The organism is Bradyrhizobium sp. PSBB068 (assembly GCA_016839165.1).
In the GTDB taxonomy this organism is placed as follows: Bacteria; Pseudomonadota; Alphaproteobacteria; order Rhizobiales; family Xanthobacteraceae; genus Bradyrhizobium.
The window spans coordinates 4,937,196-4,954,420 of the sequence record CP069300.1 but is presented as its reverse complement, the minus strand read 5'-3'; the positions used below and the strand labels follow the sequence as shown (position 1 = coordinate 4,954,420).

At 61.6% G+C, this 17,225-nt stretch carries 23 protein-coding genes; 15 read left to right on the top strand and 8 right to left on the bottom strand.

Features of this window, described 5'->3' with window-relative positions; translation table 11 throughout:
* The first annotated feature begins 232 nt into the window (after positions 1-232).
* Positions 233-655: a GFA family protein gene (locus tag JQ507_23185; GenBank protein ID QRI67852.1), complete on the top strand. Its 423-nt coding sequence runs from the start codon at positions 233-235 to the stop codon at positions 653-655.
* A 305-nt stretch (positions 656-960) separates the two neighbouring features.
* Positions 961-2,223, top strand: a complete 1,263-nt coding sequence (locus JQ507_23180) for a CoA transferase (GenBank protein ID QRI73471.1) — start codon at positions 961-963, stop codon at positions 2,221-2,223.
* Between the two features lie 146 nt (positions 2,224-2,369).
* Here JQ507_23180 and JQ507_23175 read toward each other — a convergent pair whose 3' ends face one another.
* The 5 genes from JQ507_23175 to JQ507_23155 form a co-directional block, all read right to left on the bottom strand.
* A complete protein-coding gene (locus tag JQ507_23175) occupies positions 2,370-2,555 on the bottom strand; it encodes a hypothetical protein (GenBank protein ID QRI67851.1) in 186 nt (61 codons plus the stop codon).
* A 231-nt stretch (positions 2,556-2,786) separates the two neighbouring features.
* Positions 2,787-3,107: a cupin domain-containing protein gene (locus JQ507_23170; protein ID QRI67850.1), complete on the bottom strand. Its 321-nt coding sequence runs from the start codon at positions 3,105-3,107 to the stop codon at positions 2,787-2,789.
* Positions 3,104-3,859, bottom strand: a complete 756-nt coding sequence (locus JQ507_23165) for a YqcI/YcgG family protein (protein ID QRI67849.1) — start codon at positions 3,857-3,859, stop codon at positions 3,104-3,106. The genes JQ507_23170 and JQ507_23165 overlap by 4 nt, the downstream gene beginning before the upstream one ends.
* A gap of 25 nt (positions 3,860-3,884) precedes the next feature.
* Positions 3,885-5,177: an MFS transporter gene (locus tag JQ507_23160; protein ID QRI67848.1), complete on the bottom strand. Its 1,293-nt coding sequence runs from the start codon at positions 5,175-5,177 to the stop codon at positions 3,885-3,887.
* Complete coding sequence (locus JQ507_23155) at positions 5,177-5,890, bottom strand: hypothetical protein (GenBank protein QRI67847.1); 714 nt, start codon at positions 5,888-5,890, stop codon at positions 5,177-5,179. Before JQ507_23155 ends, JQ507_23160 begins: the two co-directional genes overlap by 1 nt.
* A gap of 63 nt (positions 5,891-5,953) precedes the next feature.
* Here JQ507_23155 and JQ507_23150 point away from each other — a divergent pair, with 63 nt between their 5' ends.
* From JQ507_23150 to JQ507_23140, 3 genes are all read left to right on the top strand, one after another.
* Positions 5,954-6,973, top strand: coding sequence for a DJ-1/PfpI family protein (locus JQ507_23150; GenBank protein ID QRI67846.1), 1,020 nt, complete (start codon positions 5,954-5,956; stop codon positions 6,971-6,973).
* A gap of 150 nt (positions 6,974-7,123) precedes the next feature.
* Positions 7,124-8,257, top strand: a complete 1,134-nt coding sequence (locus tag JQ507_23145) for an alpha-hydroxy-acid oxidizing protein (GenBank protein ID QRI67845.1) — start codon at positions 7,124-7,126, stop codon at positions 8,255-8,257.
* Positions 8,258-8,400: 143 nt separating this feature from the next.
* Positions 8,401-8,604, top strand: coding sequence for a hypothetical protein (locus tag JQ507_23140; protein QRI67844.1), 204 nt, complete (start codon positions 8,401-8,403; stop codon positions 8,602-8,604).
* A 13-nt stretch (positions 8,605-8,617) separates the two neighbouring features.
* Here JQ507_23140 and JQ507_23135 read toward each other — a convergent pair whose 3' ends face one another.
* Entirely contained in the window at positions 8,618-8,803 is a 186-nt protein-coding gene (locus tag JQ507_23135; GenBank protein QRI67843.1) for a hypothetical protein, read from the bottom strand.
* Between the two features lie 195 nt (positions 8,804-8,998).
* Here JQ507_23135 and JQ507_23130 point away from each other — a divergent pair, with 195 nt between their 5' ends.
* Complete coding sequence (locus tag JQ507_23130) at positions 8,999-9,352, top strand: phasin (protein ID QRI67842.1); 354 nt, start codon at positions 8,999-9,001, stop codon at positions 9,350-9,352.
* A gap of 29 nt (positions 9,353-9,381) precedes the next feature.
* On the opposite strand, the gene JQ507_23125 is transcribed toward JQ507_23130, so the two are convergent.
* A complete protein-coding gene (locus JQ507_23125; GenBank protein QRI67841.1) occupies positions 9,382-9,642 on the bottom strand; it encodes a hypothetical protein in 261 nt (86 codons plus the stop codon).
* Positions 9,643-9,857: 215 nt separating this feature from the next.
* Between JQ507_23125 and JQ507_23120 the strand changes: the two genes are divergently transcribed.
* Positions 9,858-10,145: a hypothetical protein gene (locus JQ507_23120; GenBank protein QRI73470.1), complete on the top strand. Its 288-nt coding sequence runs from the start codon at positions 9,858-9,860 to the stop codon at positions 10,143-10,145.
* A 94-nt stretch (positions 10,146-10,239) separates the two neighbouring features.
* Here the strand turns inward: JQ507_23120 and JQ507_23115 are convergent, their stop codons facing one another.
* Positions 10,240-10,425: a hypothetical protein gene (locus tag JQ507_23115; GenBank protein ID QRI67840.1), complete on the bottom strand. Its 186-nt coding sequence runs from the start codon at positions 10,423-10,425 to the stop codon at positions 10,240-10,242.
* 460 nt (positions 10,426-10,885) lie between these two features.
* On the opposite strand from JQ507_23115, the gene JQ507_23110 reads away from it, so the two are divergent.
* From JQ507_23110 to JQ507_23075, 8 genes are all read left to right on the top strand, one after another.
* Positions 10,886-11,224 carry a hypothetical protein gene (locus JQ507_23110; protein ID QRI73648.1) on the top strand — a complete coding sequence of 113 codons (339 nt, stop codon included), beginning with the start codon at positions 10,886-10,888 and terminating at the stop codon, positions 11,222-11,224.
* A gap of 253 nt (positions 11,225-11,477) precedes the next feature.
* Complete coding sequence (locus JQ507_23105) at positions 11,478-11,840, top strand: hypothetical protein (protein ID QRI67839.1); 363 nt, start codon at positions 11,478-11,480, stop codon at positions 11,838-11,840.
* A gap of 48 nt (positions 11,841-11,888) precedes the next feature.
* Entirely contained in the window at positions 11,889-13,118 is a 1,230-nt protein-coding gene (locus JQ507_23100) for a hypothetical protein (protein QRI67838.1), read from the top strand.
* Positions 13,119-13,724: 606 nt separating this feature from the next.
* The gene (locus tag JQ507_23095) at positions 13,725-13,886 is read left to right on the top strand and encodes a hypothetical protein (GenBank protein ID QRI67837.1); all 162 of its coding nucleotides are present in this window, start codon (positions 13,725-13,727) and stop codon (positions 13,884-13,886) included.
* 1 nt (position 13,887) lies between these two features.
* Positions 13,888-14,142, top strand: coding sequence for a hypothetical protein (locus tag JQ507_23090; protein ID QRI67836.1), 255 nt, complete (start codon positions 13,888-13,890; stop codon positions 14,140-14,142).
* Positions 14,143-14,609: 467 nt separating this feature from the next.
* Positions 14,610-14,861, top strand: coding sequence for a hypothetical protein (locus JQ507_23085; protein QRI67835.1), 252 nt, complete (start codon positions 14,610-14,612; stop codon positions 14,859-14,861).
* A gap of 216 nt (positions 14,862-15,077) precedes the next feature.
* Entirely contained in the window at positions 15,078-15,854 is a 777-nt protein-coding gene (locus tag JQ507_23080; protein ID QRI67834.1) for a hypothetical protein, read from the top strand.
* A 67-nt stretch (positions 15,855-15,921) separates the two neighbouring features.
* Complete coding sequence (locus JQ507_23075) at positions 15,922-17,208, top strand: phage terminase large subunit (GenBank protein ID QRI67833.1); 1,287 nt, start codon at positions 15,922-15,924, stop codon at positions 17,206-17,208.
* The last annotated feature ends 17 nt before the right edge of the window (positions 17,209-17,225 follow it).

Below are 17,225 nucleotides of genomic sequence, written 5' to 3'. Positions count from 1 at the left end.
GAAGATGGTCGACAGCGGCGTTGACTCTCATGTAACTTCGCGCGCGTCGACGACCTGCCTGCATTCGAGCGCTGCGTAATTGCCTCTGTGTGGGGAAAGGTCCGGTACGTCCACAACGGAGTTCGCAGCGGCTACGCCCGCCTACATCTCATCCCGCATCGCGAACATCACGAGTAACGTGGGTCGATGCTGGCGCGGAGTCCGATCAATTCACGAAAGGGAGAACCGACCGATGAATCACACTGGAAACTGCTTTTGTGGCGCCGTCGAGCTCAAGGTTACGGGGGAGCCTGAGGCGATGGGCTACTGCCATTGCCGTTCATGCCGCTCCTGGTCCGGTGGTCCGGTGAATGCGTTCAGCCTCTGGAAGCCAGAAGCGGTCGAGGTCACCAAGGGCGCCGACCACGTCGCGACATTCGAGAAGACCGCGATGAGCCAGCGCAAATATTGCGCCAAGTGCGGCGGTCACCTGATGACCAACCACCCGACGCTTGGACTCGTCGACGTGTTCACGGCGACGATCCCGACGCTGAAGTTTAGCCCTGGCGTTCACGTCAACTACTCAGAGGCGGTGCTGTCGATACGCGATGGCTTGCCGAAGCTGAAGGACTTTCCGGCTGAGTTCGGCGGCTCCGGCGAAATGATCGCCGAATAACGCGACAACTCTCGATGAGGACAGGCGGGTGGCAACAGAACGTTGCTGCCGGCCTGTATCCATTCTTCCGCTTGCCGGACGCACCGATCGATATCCAGTATCCGGGCGGCTTACTTGCCTCTCGGTTCGTCCGATCGTGTCGGCGCTGCGGACCTTCATGCCGACGACAGCCATGTCAGGCGAACGTCCCGCCCTGCAAAATCCGGGTTTGGTCTTGGTGATGGGCTTCCGCTAAAAGGCGTGCAGTGCCGGTCCTGGCAGGGGCCGTCGTATTTCGCCTGACAAAATAACAGAGGAAGCGTCGGATCATGACCAAACCAGAATTGCCGGGACGAGAGCCGCGTGGGGAGGGCGTTCCGACGGCGCTCGATGGCCTGCTGGTTGTCGACTTCACCCGCGTTGTCGCCGGCCCGGCCTGCACTCAGACGCTGGCCGACTTCGGGGCCGAGGTCATCAAGATCGAGAATCCGGATGGCGGCGACGATACGCGCGCCTACGAGCACGCCGAAATCGGCGGGGAGAGCGCCGCGTATCTGAGCCTCAACCGCAACAAGCGCGGCATTGCGCTCGATTTCAACAATGAGGCTGCGCTCGAAATCGCGCGCGCGCTGATCGCCAAGGCTGACGTCGTGGTGGAGAATTTCTCCGGCGGCGTCATGAAGAAATTTGGTCTCGACTATGCGTCGGTGGCGCCGACCAATCCGCGGCTGGTTTATTGCTCGATCTCAGCCTACGGCCGCAAGGGCGATTTCGCGCTGCGTCCGGGGTTCGATCCGATCACGCAGGCCGAAAGCGGCTTCATGTCGCTGAACGGCTTTCCGGATGGCGAACCGGTGCGTACCGGGCCGCCGATTGTGGACATGGCAACCGGCATGTCGGCCTGCAATGCCATTCTGCTGGCGTTGATCGCACGGGACCGGCTCGGTCGCGGGCAGCAGGTCGAGGTCGCGTTGATCGACACTGCGGTGTCGATGACCGGCTTCTACGGCATGGCCTATCTCATCAATGGCACCAACCCCGGCCGTTTTGGCAACTCTCCGAACGGTTCGCCGACCGTCGGCGTCTACCGGGCCTCCGATGGCCCACTCTACATGGCCTGTGCCAATGACCGGCTCTATCGCCGGCTCGTCACCGACGTGCTTGAACGCCCGGATCTCGTCACCGACCCCGAGTTTTCTCACCGCAAGGCGCGGTCCGCCAACAAGGAAAAGCTGCGCGCCATCATTGCCAGCGTGTTTGCGAGCGATACGCTCGAGCACTGGATGGCGAAGATGAAGAAGGCCAACATCCCGGTCGGCTATCTGCGCACGGTTGAGGAAGGGTTCAACGCGCCCGAAGTGCGCGATCGTCATCGCCTCAGCAAGATCGCACATCCAACCGCCGGCTCGGTTCCGAACATCGAGTCGCCGGTCAATATGAGCCTGACGCCGACGGTCGATCCCGTTGCGGCGCCGCTGCTCGGTCAGCATACAAGGGATGTCTTGATCAAGACGCTCGGCTATGACGACCGGCGCATTGACGCGTTGGCAGAGGCAGGTGCGTTCGGCAGGGCCGGCAACACTGGCTAGCGGGTCGATCTGCACCAGAGATAAAGCACGAATAGAACAACCCGAGCGCAGGCGAGAGCAAAGCCTCTCGCCTCGGATGATGTCGTTCAAACGTCGCCGGCCGCGCGACGGCGCCTCGGAGTCGGAACGGGCGAGAATCCGCAACCTCAGTTCGGCTTGCTGCGCAGGTTGTTCCTTGGCATACTTTCAGCCTCTTCGGGTTCCGCCCGGTCGATCTCGAGGCGGGCCATCCGGAGTATCAAGGTTGCCGTGGTCAGGCCGAGGCGTTCGGCCTCCTGTGCTGCGGTGTCGACCTTCTGGGCCAAGCCTTCACGCTTACCTGGGTATGCCATTCGTAATCCTCACTTAAGGTGCGAGATGAAAAATCCCGCATATGTTGCGGAGCTGCAGAACAAGCTCGGAGCTCCATCGAGCGAAACACTGGAAGGCTTGCGGACTGCTGAAGGCCTTCCTTCGATTGGCGCCCGACCGGCGCTGCGAGGTCATCGAGCTGGTCGAACGTTTGGCGGTTGAGCCGCCGCGCGATCCTTCACTGTCCTGAGGTGTTCGCGTTTCCCTGGATGTCAGTTGTTCATCGGCTTTGCGGGCGGCTGCGTCGCGATGACGTAGATCGCACCGCCCTCAAGCGCTTCGGATTGATGTCGGGTACCAGCAGGCAGAAAGATGGTGTCGCCGGCACCGACGACCCGCTCACCGCCGTCCCAGATGAAGTTCAGCCGGCCGCTGATGATCATCAGGATTTCATCGACCGGATGGGTGTGGAAGTGATGCACCTTGCCGGCCGCATCGTGCTGCAGCTCGACGGAACCCTGGGCCGGGAGCAGGTTCAGGATATCCGGGTCGATGGCAAATTCGGTCTTCGTGCCTGCGATGATCTGGGTCATGCCGCCTGTTCCTTGTTCGCGATCGATGGCGTCTTGTTCTGCGCGAGCTTGGCATAGGGGCAGCCGCCGCTCGCATTATTGTCGTCGTGCAGGAAGTACTGCAGATATTCGCGGCCGTCGGTCGCGCCGTAGCGGCCGAGAAGCGGAGAGGGGCTCGCGCTGTCGTACGGGATCAGGCGTTTGCGCACCTCGGCGAAGGCGGCGTTGGCCGCCTTTTCGGTCCCGAGGATCTTCTCGAACACCCAGCGCGGCTGGAATGTGAGCATGAAGGCGCTGGATCGGCGGCTCTGGCGCATCACATGGGCGGGCGTCGTGCAAACGACGAAGATCGGCTCGCCCGCAAACGAGAATTCCCACATCGGGTGGTCGATCTGTTCCGGAATATCGCTCGGCCACGGATTCTTGTCCAAGCGCGCGAGCTGGTCGAGCGTCAGCCACATCTTGCGATAATAGGCGTCGAGCGTCTGCACCGGGCGGGGCCGCGTGAACACGATCAACGATGTGTTGGGGCCGAACGAGCGCGCCTCCGAAACATATTGTGCGAGCTGTTCGCCGAGCACCGCGACATCATACGGATCGAGGAAGAGGTAGCGCAGCTGATCCTGGCGATGCCCGGTCACTCCGAACACGCAAGGAAACGGCCTTGCTTCGCTGCTCATCTGCGCTTCAAACTCCGAGAACATCACGCTCTGCCAGCTGCTGACCGGAAAGTTCGACGCAACGTCGCCTTTTCTCAAGAACAAGCGCTCCATAACACCCCCTACAGACATAACGATACTAACGAGCTATCAACTTGCTTCTCATCAGCAGCGGCCCGGCAATGCCCGGCAGCGACATCAGAAGCAGAATGACGATCAAGGCGCTGTAGCCGCCGTCACCGATCGCGGCCGTGTTGTGCACGGCATCGGTGCCGGAGGCGTTGCTGGCGGTAAGCATCGCAAAGCCGATGATCGGCTGCGAGATACCGGCGAAGATCCCGGCGGCGGTGGTGTTCACGGAAGCACCGACGCCGATCAAGTCGGAGGTGTAGAGCTTCTTGACGCATTTCAGCACCAGCGGGACCGTGCCGCCGGCAACGAGGCCCAAGACCGTGAACACGACGGTGACGTAAGCGAGGCCGAATGTCTCGGCGATCGGCGGCAGCAGCATCGCGATCAGCAGCATGCGCAGCACGCAGATGCCGATCAGCGCGCGGTCGAGCGCCGTCGCGGCACGATCGGCGGCGTGACCGAGGAAGATCGAGCCGAGCGCATTACCGATCATGAAGGCGAGCAGCGGCGTTCCGGCAGCCGTTGGGGAGATATGGAAGAGGTGGGCGACCATCGGAATGCCCCAGACGCCCGACAGCGTCGTCACGACCGCGAAGTGCGACGCAAACGTCATTGCGCAACCCCAGTTCGCGATATGAGCCAGCGATTGCCGCGCAGCGATCACGACGCTCTTCAGCGTCTTGTTGCTATGCGAGGCCGGATCGGGCTTGAGCGTGACCTTGGCGAAGGCGAGGTTGGCGAGGCCGATGCAGGCGATGAACAGGAAGCAGGCGCGCCAGCCGAACCCCGAGACGGCGGCCGCGAGCGGTGTGGTGGCAATCACGCCGCCGACATAGCCGGAGACTTGCGAAATGCCCGACATCATGCCGAACCGCTCGTCCGCAAAGCTCTGCGCGACAAGCTTCAAGAGTGCGGTGAAGACCAGCGCATCGCCGCAGGCGACGATCAGGCGCGCCGCAAACACGTCGAGCAGGTTCGGCGCCAGTGCAAATGCCGCGCTGCCGAGCGATGAAGCGACCATGCTGACGAGGACGACACGCTTGACACCGTAGCGATCGACCAGGAGTCCGGCCGGAATCTGCATCAGGGTGTAGCCCCAGAAGTAGCTCGAGGCGAGCATCGCAACACCGGCCGCGTCGGTGTTGAAGTCGTGCATGAAGCTGAGGCTGACCGATTGCGGCGACACGCGCTGCAGGAAGGCTATGGCATAGGCGATGGCGACGGCTGCCCAGGCGAGATAGGCGCGATCGGTGAAGCGCGTCGTCGGGACGTAAACAGCTTGTTGTCCGAGCATCGACATCACACCCTCGCGTAACCCACCGAGAAAAGAGCATCCGCTGAATTCGGAATCTTTCGCGACATCGCGGCGTCGACCAGCGACGCAGTGCCATGATAGGCCTGCCGATGGTGCTTAATGTGGCCGTAAGCGCCACGCATGATCATGTCGGGCAATTCGAGTGGCTTGCCGGGATAAAGCGACGTGCACATTTCGACACAGGCGGCCTGCAGCGCCGGGTCCTGCGCGTCATCGAGCAAAGATGGAGACACTTTTTCGCAAATCTTAGCGTTCGCTGCCCACACGATCGGATTGCGGGTCCGCCAGCCGTAGAGCACGTTGCCGTCGGCCCGCTCGGCGGCGCCCGAACATTTCAGGACTTCGGCGGTGAAGAAGCCGTACAATCCGCGGCCCTGATGCGCCGGGAGCACTTCCGTGCCGCTACGATAAATTCCAAGTCCGGCGGACATCTGCAGGATGCGGTAGACCGAGAAGGCCACGAGCCCGGAGCCGTCATAGACGAGGACCAGGCTGTACTTCCGGTCGAACGGCGAGGAGGTTGCTGTCCAATGCGGCTCGGTGGCCTGCCAGTTGACGGCAATGATACCGTTCATGGCGTCCATCAGCGGCTGACGGTCGCAGGCTTCGATCCGGGAGGCGTCGGGCAGGCTGTAAATCGCGTAATCCGTCCAAGGCGATTTGATCGCCTCGTATCCACTGCCCAGATTTCGCGACATGGCAGAACTCCAGAATTCTATCGCGAGCTATACAGGGCGGCCTCGAATGGCTTAAAGGACAATATGCCCTCGAAAACTGCCAAACCGCCCCGGCCTGAGCCGCGCGACAGGAAAGCGACGCGGCGGATCGCGATCGTTGCCTTTCCGGGCGTGACATTGCTCGACATCTCGGGGCCGGCTCAGGTGTTCGCGGAGCTCGAGGCCATCGAACTCCCTGGACCGGACTACTCGCTGTCCTACCTGTCGACGTCAGGCGGCCTGGTGCCGACCGATGTCGGGATGATGATCGACACGGCGCCGATCACCAGTATCGCGCCTGCCGAAGTCGACACGCTGGTCATCCCCGGCGGGCCAGGCATCTGGAAGATCCGCAACGACGCCGCGTTGATGGACTGGATTGCGCAGGCACTGCCGGAGGCGCGCCGTATCGCATCGGTCTGCCTCGGCGCATTCGCACTGGCCTGGACCGGAATTCTCGACGGCAAGCGTGCTGCAACGCACTGGCGCTATTGTCCTCGCTTGCAGGACAGCTTTCCCAGCATCCGCGTCGAGCCCAACGCGATTTTCGTCAAGGATGGACATGTCTGGTCGTCGGCGGGCGTCAGCGCCGGGATCGACCTGGCGCTCGCCATGATCGAGGAGGATTTCGGCCACACCATCGCGCTCGACGTCGCGCGCAGACTTGTGGTGTTCCTGAAGCGGCCGGGCGGTCAGAGCCAGTTCTCGACCGTCCTTGCGGCCCAGGCGTCCGACGTCGAGGGACGCTTCAGTGCGCTGCATGCCTGGATCATCGAGAACATCACGAGCGACCTCAAGGTCGAGACCCTTGCGGAAAAGGCCGGGATGACGCCACGCACCTTTGCCCGGACCTATGTCAGCCGAACGGGCATGACACCCGCCAGCGGTGTCGAAGCGCTGCGCGTCGAGACCGCGCGCTTGCTGCTCGAAAGCCGCCAGATCGGCGGCGTGGTCGAGGTCGCCAAACGCGCCGGGTTTGGCGATGATGAGCGGATGCGGCGAGCCTTCCTGCGCCACCTCGGCGTGTCGCCGACCGAGTACCGAAACCGGTTTTCGGGCAGCTAGCTCGGTTCGGTGGTAACCGCGTCGCCGAGGAAGCTGATCTATCTCACAAGCGAATAGCTGGCCTTCGCTGGCCGGATTCGCGGGTCAAGGCGGTAGCTTTTCCGGTTTGTCTGCGGCTAATGTGCCGGCCAAATCGGGAGAAGAAACACCATGAACGACGGGACCTCCATTCGGCAGGCGCGCAATGTCGAACTCGGCGCCAGCGGCGAGGAATTCCAGAACCTGCACGAATTCGCGCAAAAGGCCCGCGCCAAGCTCAATCAGAACGCCTGGGACTACATCGTCGGCGCTTCGGAGACAGAGACCACGATGCGCCGCAACAGGATGGCGCTGGATGAGATCGCGTTCCGGCCACGCGTCCTTCGCAACGTCATCAACGTCGATCCCTCCACAGAGTTATTCGGCCGCAAGCTTCGGCTTCCCGTGATGATCGCGCCGGTCGGTGCGCTCGAGATCTTCGATCCCGACGCCGGCGCTGCCGTCGCGCGCGGCGCTGGAACGTTCGGCGCGGCGCACATGCTGAGCTCGGTGTCGGAACCCGGGTTGGAGAATACCGCCAAGGCGGCGCCCGACGCCTTGCGTATCTTCCAGCTCTATGTGCGCGGCGACGATGCGTTCGTCGAGGATACGGTTAGCCGCGCCATCGACAATGGTTACGCCGCGTTCTGCCTCACCGTGGACACCGCCCATTACAGCCGGCGCGAGCGCGACATCGCCAAACGCTATGTCCGGGAAAGCCGTATCCGCGCCACTGGCGGCGATTTCCAGAAAGGGCTGGAATGGCGGACGGTGAAGTTGATCAAGGACAAGTTCAAGATTCCGCTCATTCTGAAGGGTATTGCTACTGCCGAGGACGCAAGGATCGCCCTCGATCACGGGGTCGACTGGATCTACGTCTCAAATCATGGCGGACGGCAGCTCGATCACGGCCGCGGGTCCATGCATGTGCTGCCCGAGATCGTTCAAGCCGTGGCCGGCCGTGCCAAGATCATGGTGGATGGTTCGATCTGCCGTGGCACCGACATCGTCAAGGCCATCGTCTCGGGGGCCGACCTTGTCGGGATCGGCCGTCTGCAATGCTGGGCGCTCGCCGCGGCCGGCGAGGCCGGCATCGTTCGGATGCTTGAATTGCTGGAGGACGAGGTGATGCGCTGCCTCGGTCTGCTTGGCGCCACCAGTTTCGCCGAGCTGGACAAGTCCTATCTGCACCCGGCAACGCCGACCAATCTGCCGAGTGTGTTCAGCGCATTCCCGCTGCTCGATATTGACCCCTACCGTTACTGAGCCGCTGCGAGAGGCGATTGGAGCGATAACGCGATCGGGGTGCAGGCATCCTGATCGCAGCAGCGGGCCATCAATCTGTGGTGTCCATGAAGCCGCCGCGGCAAAGACAAAGTCTGATCCCAATGCCGCACTAGTCGAGGCGAATGGCAGATAATCCATTCGCTGAATTTTCACTCGAGCGCGCGATCGGCTTGCGCTGGACCCTTCGGGATATCCAGGCCCGCAGGCTCAAATTGTCACCAGTCAGCGACGAGGATCTGCGTGTCCTCATCGGGCTCGGCTTGATCGAATTGCATGATGGCGAGCCCGAACTGACGGAGGCGGGGGCCGCGGTGCTGAACGACTGAACGGGCCGGCAGCCTAGCGGGCGTTCAGGAAGCTTTCACCGGAATTGCAGGGCGTGCACTGATAAGTCAGCACGTCGTAGACTTGGTCACGCGGCTCGATCAAGGCGAGCCGCATTTGCGTGCCGCACTTCATGCACGGCATCTCTATGCTGGTCTTGAAGCGAGTGCAGGTCGGTGTCGGACGAAGGGCGCGCAGCATCGGATCCCCTTAATTCCCCAAGAGACGCGAACGCGACCAACGGCGAAGGCCGAATCACTATGCCACAGTGCTGACAAGATTGGAATCGGCTGAGGCGCGGTCCGACCCGGACTGGGTAATTATTCCTCGACGCCGGCGCTGACGGCGTCGCGATCTATGCTAACCTCGGCAACGCTTATTTCAGGGGACGCGATCATGATTGAACCGAAGCTTGAAGTTCCCGCCGAGTTGCGCGATCTCGCGGAGAAGACCATCGACCAGGCCGAACAGGCCTTCAGCCTGTTCTTTGATGCCGCGAGCAAGTCGATGACGGCGATGCCAGGGACGGGGACCGAGATTTCCAAACAGGCGCTGTCGTTCACCGAGCAGAACATGAAGGCCGCGTTCGAGCATGCGCGCAAACTGGTGCACGCGACCGATCTGCAGGAGGCGATGCGGATCCAGTCGGAATTCCTGCGCAGCCAGTTCACCAATGCCGGAGAACATATGCGGCAGATCAGCGGAAGCGTGATGTCCGCGACCAAGGACGCCACGAAGGGCAAGTTCTAGGGCGGACGGCCTTCACGGCGCGTCGGCGTCTAGCGTCGGCGCGCTGCAGCAACACCGAGCAGAAACGCGACGAACAGGCTGGCGAGCGGCGCTTCGCGCGTCACCGCACTGACCGTGGCGAGGACCCCGCCCGGCCGGCGCGAGGTCGCGATCGCGTCGCTGAGGCGATCGGCCGCCGCTCGAAGTCCGTCCGACACCTCCGTGATGGTGCGCGAAACGTCCGTCGCGGCGTCGATCGCGCGCTCACCGAGCGTGGGCTGAAGTGGGGATTCGGGCGGTTCGGTGCTCATGTGGCGTGCTGCTGTTTGACTGTCGGTCAGGTGTCTTTGGCCGCTGCGCGATCGCGTGTTCTGAACGGTGGGTCGCGGCCACATATATAAAGTTCAGTAGTTGTGGATTGGTTCCATCGGCACGTCTCGCTTTCTCATCGGGGAACTGGAAACTTGCGCGCAGGTCGCGGTTTGTCTCCATGGAGGAGACAACGATGACAATGCATGCGCATGGCATGGCGGACGGCCGTTCGGCCGAGCATCGAAACCGGCACGGCGGCGCGCCGCTGCTGGTTGCGGCCGTGGTTGCGATCCTCGGCGTGTCGGGCATGCTGATCGTCGACCACGGTCCGTGGAGCAAGCCGAAGGTGCAGCCGGCCGCGACCGCAAACTATTCAACGACCGGCGAGGCGGCGCGTGCGGCTGGCGCAAGGGTGATGCCGACCGAGCCAAGGGCCCCGATCGAACCAGCTCCACCAGGTCCCAAGCCCGCACAACCGGCTAACCCGATCGCTGCGCAGTAATGCGAGGCGCCGACGCACCCGGCGCAAAGTGCGGGAATTGACTCGTCGGGCAAATCAGCGGCGACAAAATTATCGTCGGCGACGTCGCTGGTGATCAGCGCACGCTGACCAGCATACCCCACGCGGCGGCGAATCCCGCACCGACGAGAACCAGCACCGGGCTGTCGCAGAAGAGGCCGCCATACTGGCACATGGTGGTACCGAGCGAACCGATCTGATGATGGCCGGCGGCATAGAACAGGCCGGACAGCACCGCGAGCACGGCAGCAACGAAATACATCGACGCTTCCTCCTTGCAATCGAACTGCGGCGCGGGTCGATCGACGCGAGCCAAAACTGTCCTGATGTCGATCCAATGATAAGCTGCTTTGTCCCCTTGACGCGTCGGGCAACTCAGCGGCACACTGACATCATCGCAACGAGGATAAGGCGATCCCCGCCGGCTCGTATTGCGATACCCGGATCAAACTCAGACTTTCGATCAACTCGGTTTCTCACTGCCGAAGCTGACGCATCACATTTTACCGATCGTATTCAGCTCGAAAAAGGGTTTGACACGTCGGGCAACTCAGGGGCATAATCCGAAAATCAGAAATTGTTGAGCCCGCGCGGAGCAATCCGCGACGGGCTTTTTGTTTGCCGTTTCGCCAATCGGACGGCGGCCGCAATGTCACGACGCCACATCCTCCCAGACCGTCGCCTGAGCGTCGCAAGCGTGCCGCCGTCCGAACTCAATTGAAATGAACAACGAATTGGCCGGTGCGCGCGAACGCGCCGGTCCTGCGGCGCGGCGTAAGCCGGCGCCGCCCGCGGCCCCGCTCGTCAGGGATAAGGTTCGCGCCCCAAAGATCGTCGCCCGAGCGCGGTCTGCCGCACATTTCATTCGATGGCCAAACCGTGTGCCGCCGGCCATCATCGAGACTCGCAGCGCAACCCCGGCTGCACACGCCTGCGTCGCCAATGCCATCCTCGACTGCGGCTGGGGCAAAGCGCCGCAGGCGATTGAGGATGGCGACGGTGGGCTAGAACTTGTGCATCGCATCGAGCGGATCATCGTGCCCGAGGAGGTTGAGACCTGACGGAGGTCGCAAGCCGTCCAAATGTCGGCGGTCCGCCCGGTGCGGCACTTCAACAGACAGATGTTCTGACGAATACGTCGTCTGAAAATCGCTTTTCAAGATTCGTAGGGCATTCTGCACAAAGAATCCTGAAGCCGTGCGCAAAGAATGTTCGAGTCGAAATGAACGATGCCTGATATCTTAGGTGAGCAGCCAAAAAGCCAAACACGCCCTTGCCGAACCGGACAGGCGGCGACCTAGCTAGAGCGCTTCTGTGGAAAACGTCGCCGACCAGATCTTCGACGCACTACCGCTGATCAATCACATCGCCACGATTGCCGCTATCGGGTTCGTGCTTCCAACGTATTTTCTTCGCCTTCGACCTGCGACTTACAGACTGGTTTTGTCCTTGGGCATCGCTTTCGCTCTTGCCCGACTGGCGGCGGAGATCACGGTTGCAGTCTTCATTGCTCCGTATCTGCTGGTTTTGGTCTTTCCACCGTTCACGGTCGTGCTGATTGCGATACTGCTCCGGATCGCGCGCGTGAACCGCGTGAGTCTGTGGAGCACGGTAGTCCTGGTGTGCGTCATTATCGATTGGGCGCAACTTGCCGGTCAGGTCTGGTTACATTCATAAATTGTCACCAACCGATCCCGCTGGCTGATATCCAAAAAGAGGCCGTCCATGAATGCTCTTCCGTCATACGGCAAGAAAATCCTGGCTGACGTTCAGTCGATGACGCCACAGATCAACGCTGCGGCGGCAAGGTACGGAGTGCCCGCCGAAGCCATTGCGGGAAGTCTGGCTCAGGAGCTACTCGATCGAACGGCAAGCTACGAGAATCAGGCAAGGGCAGTTGGTTCATCTCTCAATGCATATCGACTTCTCGCCGACGCATTTGCGGAGGGCGTAATAACGAACCCTCTCGACCCGAAGCGCGGCGCGTCGGACCATATCCTCAGCCGATACAATGTCGCTCCAAATGCGATAACGGTCGGATCGGATTATCAGAAAAAATGGGAGAACCCTCTGCTTACCGACTTTGGCGCGGCGGGAGTGAAATTCCACAACGCCATTCAAGCGATTCTGAAAAATCCAGACGATCCCGCCTTTGCGCCTTATCGGAACAATCTGTTTTCCGCAGGCGTCGCCTTACAGAACGGCAGCGACAAAGCTCTATTGGCATCATCGATGGCCGCATATTTGCGGCATGGCCTTGGTGTTTACCAAGCCAACATGAGTGTCAGTGGAGATCCTGATACGGGCTTGAGTGCTTGGAATAACCTAAATCCGGCGCTGCAACAGGCGTTGCTTGTGCAATTTTACAAGCAGGGCCCGACTCCGGAGCGGGTGCTAAGAAGCAAATCGAATGCTGCGGAGCGCGGTGCTCCCTATGTTCCGCAGATTGGCGCAGATGGTGCGGGCGCGACATATCTGGCAAACCAAGCCGCAGTGGCTCGGGCGTTGGCTGACGCGCCGACAGACTTTGCAGGGCGCTGGAATGCGATGCCAGCAACTGCTTCGACCGACGTCGCTGCGCCGTCCGTCGCTGCGGCACCAGACGACTGTTTGCGGGACGATGTCGCCAAGAGGGCTACTATTCGACATCTCGCACGTGTACCGGCCACAGGCGAGGGGCAATCTGCATTCGATGCTGGAGCGCCGCCTGTACCGTTCGCTCCCGCTTCGACAATACGTCCTGGCCGGTCTGCTGCGTTCGATGAACGGTTTCCTGCATCCACTCCGCCGAAAGATGCGTCCTCAACTTCGATGACACAGCTGAGCCCGTTCAGTGGACAGCCCATGCGATATCTGCCGCCGTCGGTGTTTGACTTTCCGGACAGTTCCGACGTTCCGGAGACGGATTTCAATGATTGGCTCGCCGGCCTGATCCGGCCACGTTCTCGCCGGTAACCGTGCACGGGCAACCATCGCTGCAAGGCGGCAACTCGACATGTGGTCTCGCCTTATCGGCAGATGCCTCGTCGATCTTGAAAATTCCCACCGCAAAAGTGCACGAGCCGCTGTAGCAGCTGACGCGTCGCATTTTTACCGATCGCATTCAGTTTGCAAAAGCGATTGACTCGTCGGGCAACTCAGGTGCATAATCTGAAAATCAGAAATTGTTGAGCCCGCGCGGAGCCATCCGCGGCGGGCTTTTTGTTTGCCGTGTCACCCATCGGACGGCGGCCGCAACGTCACGACGCCACATCCTCCCAGCCCGTCGCCTGAGCGTCGACAGCGCGCCGTCGTCCGAACCCATTGCGACAAGCACGAGATTGGCCGGCGCGCGCGAACGCGCCGGTCCTGCGGCGCGGCGAAAGCCGGCGCCGCCCGCGGCCCCACTCGTCAGGGATAAGGTTCGCGCCCCAAAGATCGCCGCCCGCTGCGCGATCTGCCGCACATTTCTTTCCGTGGCCGCATCGCGCGCTGGCGGCCGATCAATGAGGTTTGCATGACTGCTTATCTGATATCGCTTGCGGTCGTGAGTCTGATCGCCATTGCATTGCTGGAGGCGGCATGAGCGCCGAGATCATCCAGTTCATCCCGCGACCGCGCCAGGATCGCGTCCAGACGGACTTTCCCACAATCGCATTTCGTTCGGCGTCGCCCGATCCCGATACGGATCACGCGGACACGGCTCCGAGTGAATATCTCCCGTCCGATTGGCAGGAGAAGTAGGGTGGCGAAGACGATTACACAGATCCGCTCGCTTGCGAGGAGCCATACGAGAAGCGCGATCAACGTGTTGGTCGGTGTGATGCGATCGACCAGCGCAACCCCGGCTGCCCGGGTCTCCGCCGCCAATGCCATCCTCGATCGCGGCTGGGGCAAAGCGCCGCAGGCGATCGAGAACGGCGACGGCGCGCTCGAGCTTGTGCACCGCATTGAACGGATCATCGTCGAGCCTGAGGTGGTTGAAGGGGAAGAGACTTGAGCGCCGCCGGGCGTCGCGACTGGGCCGTGTCGCTTTGTCGAAGCTCACCCCGGCACGTTCAATCACATCTGTGAGAGGTCGGACGACTTCGCCGACGCTCGCCGGGTTCCAACGGAGCCGCTCTACCTGCGTGCTCGACAGCATGCTATCAATCACGACGTGTTCAGGCGGAGTAGCCGCCACGGCGCGGGCCAATGTGGGTCATTGAGAATCTTGTTGGGCTGTTCCTCTCCTTTGTTGTGGATGTGATCGGATACACCGCAGCTCGGCTCATTTTGCCCGCCGTCTCCTTGGGACATATACAGTCGCGGCGTACAGCCGTGACGAAGAAGAGTTCGGTTGGCTTGGCGGCCGGCGTGACGGCCCTGGACGGTTGATGCTTGGGGCAGGCATCGCGAGCGGAACAGGGCTTCTGATTCGCGCGCTTTATCTGGCTGCGGTATAATGGTTCGTTGGGTGATGTAGCGATGGCTCTGGTAATAGTTGCGATCTTCGATCTGATTTGGCTTGGGGCCGGCTATGCCGTCGCTCGGCTAGTCTTGCCTCTTGTCTCGTTCGGCAAAGTCCGGGCTGCTCCATTCGAATCTGATGGATTCAATTGGTTCGGCTGGAGGCGCAATGAAGTCGGTTGCCTGGAAATCAAGGCCACGCTCGCTGCTTTGGTCGGCTTGTTGATCTGCTGCGCCGGCCTTGCGGTAGCTCTGTATTTTTCCCATTGATCAGTGCGCATTTTGGCGAATGGATCGCGTGGGCCGTCGTCCGCAGAAGCCGCCGCACGTAGGTTCGCAGCCTCCGTCCTGACTGCGTAACTCGAGGCTCCGACGATTTTCGAACGAGTGGCCAACTTCCAATAGAGCGTACTCAGCAGATCGCGCATGCGCGAGCCAGTTCGATTGGCTTCACGCTGATACTTCAGATTTCTATGGAGATCGAATATGTCCAAATTGCCTGCCAAGATGGGCAGAGGAGCGTCGACATGGTTGGCGGCTCAAGCCATTGCCAATGAAATCATGAAGGTGAGTACCAACCGCGATGAACCGTATGTCGATCGAATCAAGCGGGAGTTCAATCTTCACGATTATTCTCAGGCGCGGGCTCTCTATGACTCCGATCCGTCATATTGGGAGGGGCTCTATGGCAACGATCCACTGAACTCCAGCCATCATCCCGCCTTCCCGCCGTCTAGTTTGTTACCACGCGTCGGGACAGCGCGGGATCCGCGCTACAACTATCTCAATCCGGAGCCAACGAATGCCGGCGCATTCGGTCGTTTCGGTACCGGCCGGCAATTTTCGCCTGGATCAGCGTCGTCGTCGCAACCGCTCTACGAGACGCAATCATTCGTCGCACCACCTGACAGTCCTTGGCAGGCTTCGAGGAGCGATGGACCGCCTCCTCGTCGTCTCGTTCGTGTCCCGGTCTCAGGCGAGGAGCAAAATGCGTTCGAGGCTGGAGCGCCGGCTGTGCCGTTCGCTCCGCGAGGCTCGATGCCTCGCCCCGGCCCGCTCGCTTCGTTCGAAGAGCGCTTTCCAGCGTCCGCTCCGCCGGCGGGTACGCCTTCGGACGCGATGAGGCCGCTGAGCCCTTTCAGCGGACAGCCCATGCGATTTCTGCCTCCGTCGGTCTTTGGCTTTCCTGAAGAGTCCGAGGTTCCGGAGACGAATTTCGACGATTGGCTTGCCGGCCGGATCCGGCCGCGTCCTCGTCAGTGACGGTTCACGGCCGACGATCGTCGAGGACACCGCCCGGCGCAGACCCGTTTGCCTATCGAGAGCAGCCTTGTCGATCCTGAGAATTCCAACCGCAAAAGTGTTCGAGCCGTTGTTGCAGCCCGCGCGCTACAAGGGGGCATTTGGCGGCAGGGGCTCCGGCAAATCTCACTTCTTTGGCGAGCTTCTGGTCGAGATGTGCCAGGCCGAACGCGGCACGCTCGCGGTCTGCATTCGCGAGGCGCAGCGGACGCTCGCGCAATCTTCCAAGCGATTGATCGAGGGCAAGATTGCGTCTCTCGGCATCGGTGCGGGCTTCAAGCTCTATTCCGACAAGATCGCCGCGCCCGGCGATGGCGTGATCATCTTCCGGGGCATGAAGGATCATACGGCCGACTCGATCAAAAGCCTCGAGGGGTTCAAGGTCGCGTGGGTTGACGAGGCGCAGTCCCTCAGCGCGCATAGTCTGGCTCTGCTGCGGCCGACAATCCGCGCGCCGGGTTCGGAGCTATGGGCGAGCTGGAATCCACGACGCAAGTCGGATGCGATCGATGATTTCTTGCGCGGCCGCAAGCCGCCGGGATCGATTGTCATCAACGCGAGCTGGCGCGACAATCCGTGGTTTCCACCCGTGCTCGACGAGGAGCGACGCACCGACCTTTCGCTCTACCCCGGCCGTTACGATCACATCTGGGAAGGCGGATACGTGCAAGCATTCGAAGGCGCTTACTTCGCGGAGTTGCTCGGCCAGGCGCGCAAGGACGGACGGATCGGCAAGGTCGCCGCAGACCCGCTACTGCCGCTACGGGCCTTCATCGACATCGGCGGTGCTGGTGCGACGGCCGACGCATTCACGATCTGGATCGTCCAATGGGCCGGCAGCGAGATCAAGGTGCTCGATTACTACGAGTCGGCCGGCCAGGTACTGGCGTATCACGTCAACTGGCTGCGCTCGCGTGGCTATCAAAACGCGATCCTCTATCTGCCGCACGACGGCATGGCAACCAACAACGTCACGGGAAAACGCTACGAGGACCATCTCCGCGACGCCGGCTTTGCCGTCGAGCCGCCGGTGAAGAACCAGGGCCGCGGCGCCGTGATGATGCGGATCGAGGCGCTGCGCAGACTCGGACCGCAGATCTGGTGGAACGAGGACACGACCGAAGCGGGGCGCGACGCAATCGGCTTCTATCACGAGCGCAAGGACGAACTGCGCAATGTCGGCCTCGGCCCCGAGCACGACTGGTCGAGCCACGCCGCCGACGCGCTCGGCCTGATGGCGATCTGCTACGAAGCGCCGGGGAGGGCAGGGAGTTTCAATCGAGTGATCAAGTACCGGGAGCAGGGGTGGGTGTAAGTCGTGGTACGAGGCGC

Coding starts and splice junctions, on each gene's coding strand:
- JQ507_23165 (QRI67849.1), bottom strand. CDS start 3,859: ATGGAGCGCTTGTTCTTGAGAAAAGGCGACGTTGCGTCGAACTTTCCG.
- JQ507_23120 (QRI73470.1), top strand. CDS start 9,858: ATGGCGGACGGCCGTTCGGCCGAGCATCGAAACCGGCACGGCGGCGCG.
- JQ507_23125 (QRI67841.1), bottom strand. CDS start 9,642: ATGAGCACCGAACCGCCCGAATCCCCACTTCAGCCCACGCTCGGTGAG.
- JQ507_23100 (QRI67838.1), top strand. CDS start 11,889: ATGAATGCTCTTCCGTCATACGGCAAGAAAATCCTGGCTGACGTTCAG.
- JQ507_23110 (QRI73648.1), top strand. CDS start 10,886: ATGAACAACGAATTGGCCGGTGCGCGCGAACGCGCCGGTCCTGCGGCG.
- JQ507_23150 (QRI67846.1), top strand. CDS start 5,954: ATGCCCTCGAAAACTGCCAAACCGCCCCGGCCTGAGCCGCGCGACAGG.
- JQ507_23085 (QRI67835.1), top strand. CDS start 14,610: ATGGCTCTGGTAATAGTTGCGATCTTCGATCTGATTTGGCTTGGGGCC.
- JQ507_23130 (QRI67842.1), top strand. CDS start 8,999: ATGATTGAACCGAAGCTTGAAGTTCCCGCCGAGTTGCGCGATCTCGCG.
- JQ507_23145 (QRI67845.1), top strand. CDS start 7,124: ATGAACGACGGGACCTCCATTCGGCAGGCGCGCAATGTCGAACTCGGC.
- JQ507_23080 (QRI67834.1), top strand. CDS start 15,078: ATGTCCAAATTGCCTGCCAAGATGGGCAGAGGAGCGTCGACATGGTTG.
- JQ507_23140 (QRI67844.1), top strand. CDS start 8,401: ATGGCAGATAATCCATTCGCTGAATTTTCACTCGAGCGCGCGATCGGC.
- JQ507_23175 (QRI67851.1), bottom strand. CDS start 2,555: ATGGCATACCCAGGTAAGCGTGAAGGCTTGGCCCAGAAGGTCGACACC.
- JQ507_23155 (QRI67847.1), bottom strand. CDS start 5,890: ATGTCGCGAAATCTGGGCAGTGGATACGAGGCGATCAAATCGCCTTGG.
- JQ507_23185 (QRI67852.1), top strand. CDS start 233: ATGAATCACACTGGAAACTGCTTTTGTGGCGCCGTCGAGCTCAAGGTT.
- JQ507_23170 (QRI67850.1), bottom strand. CDS start 3,107: ATGACCCAGATCATCGCAGGCACGAAGACCGAATTTGCCATCGACCCG.
- JQ507_23115 (QRI67840.1), bottom strand. CDS start 10,425: ATGTATTTCGTTGCTGCCGTGCTCGCGGTGCTGTCCGGCCTGTTCTAT.
- JQ507_23135 (QRI67843.1), bottom strand. CDS start 8,803: ATGCTGCGCGCCCTTCGTCCGACACCGACCTGCACTCGCTTCAAGACC.
- JQ507_23095 (QRI67837.1), top strand. CDS start 13,725: ATGAGCGCCGAGATCATCCAGTTCATCCCGCGACCGCGCCAGGATCGC.
- JQ507_23160 (QRI67848.1), bottom strand. CDS start 5,177: ATGTCGATGCTCGGACAACAAGCTGTTTACGTCCCGACGACGCGCTTC.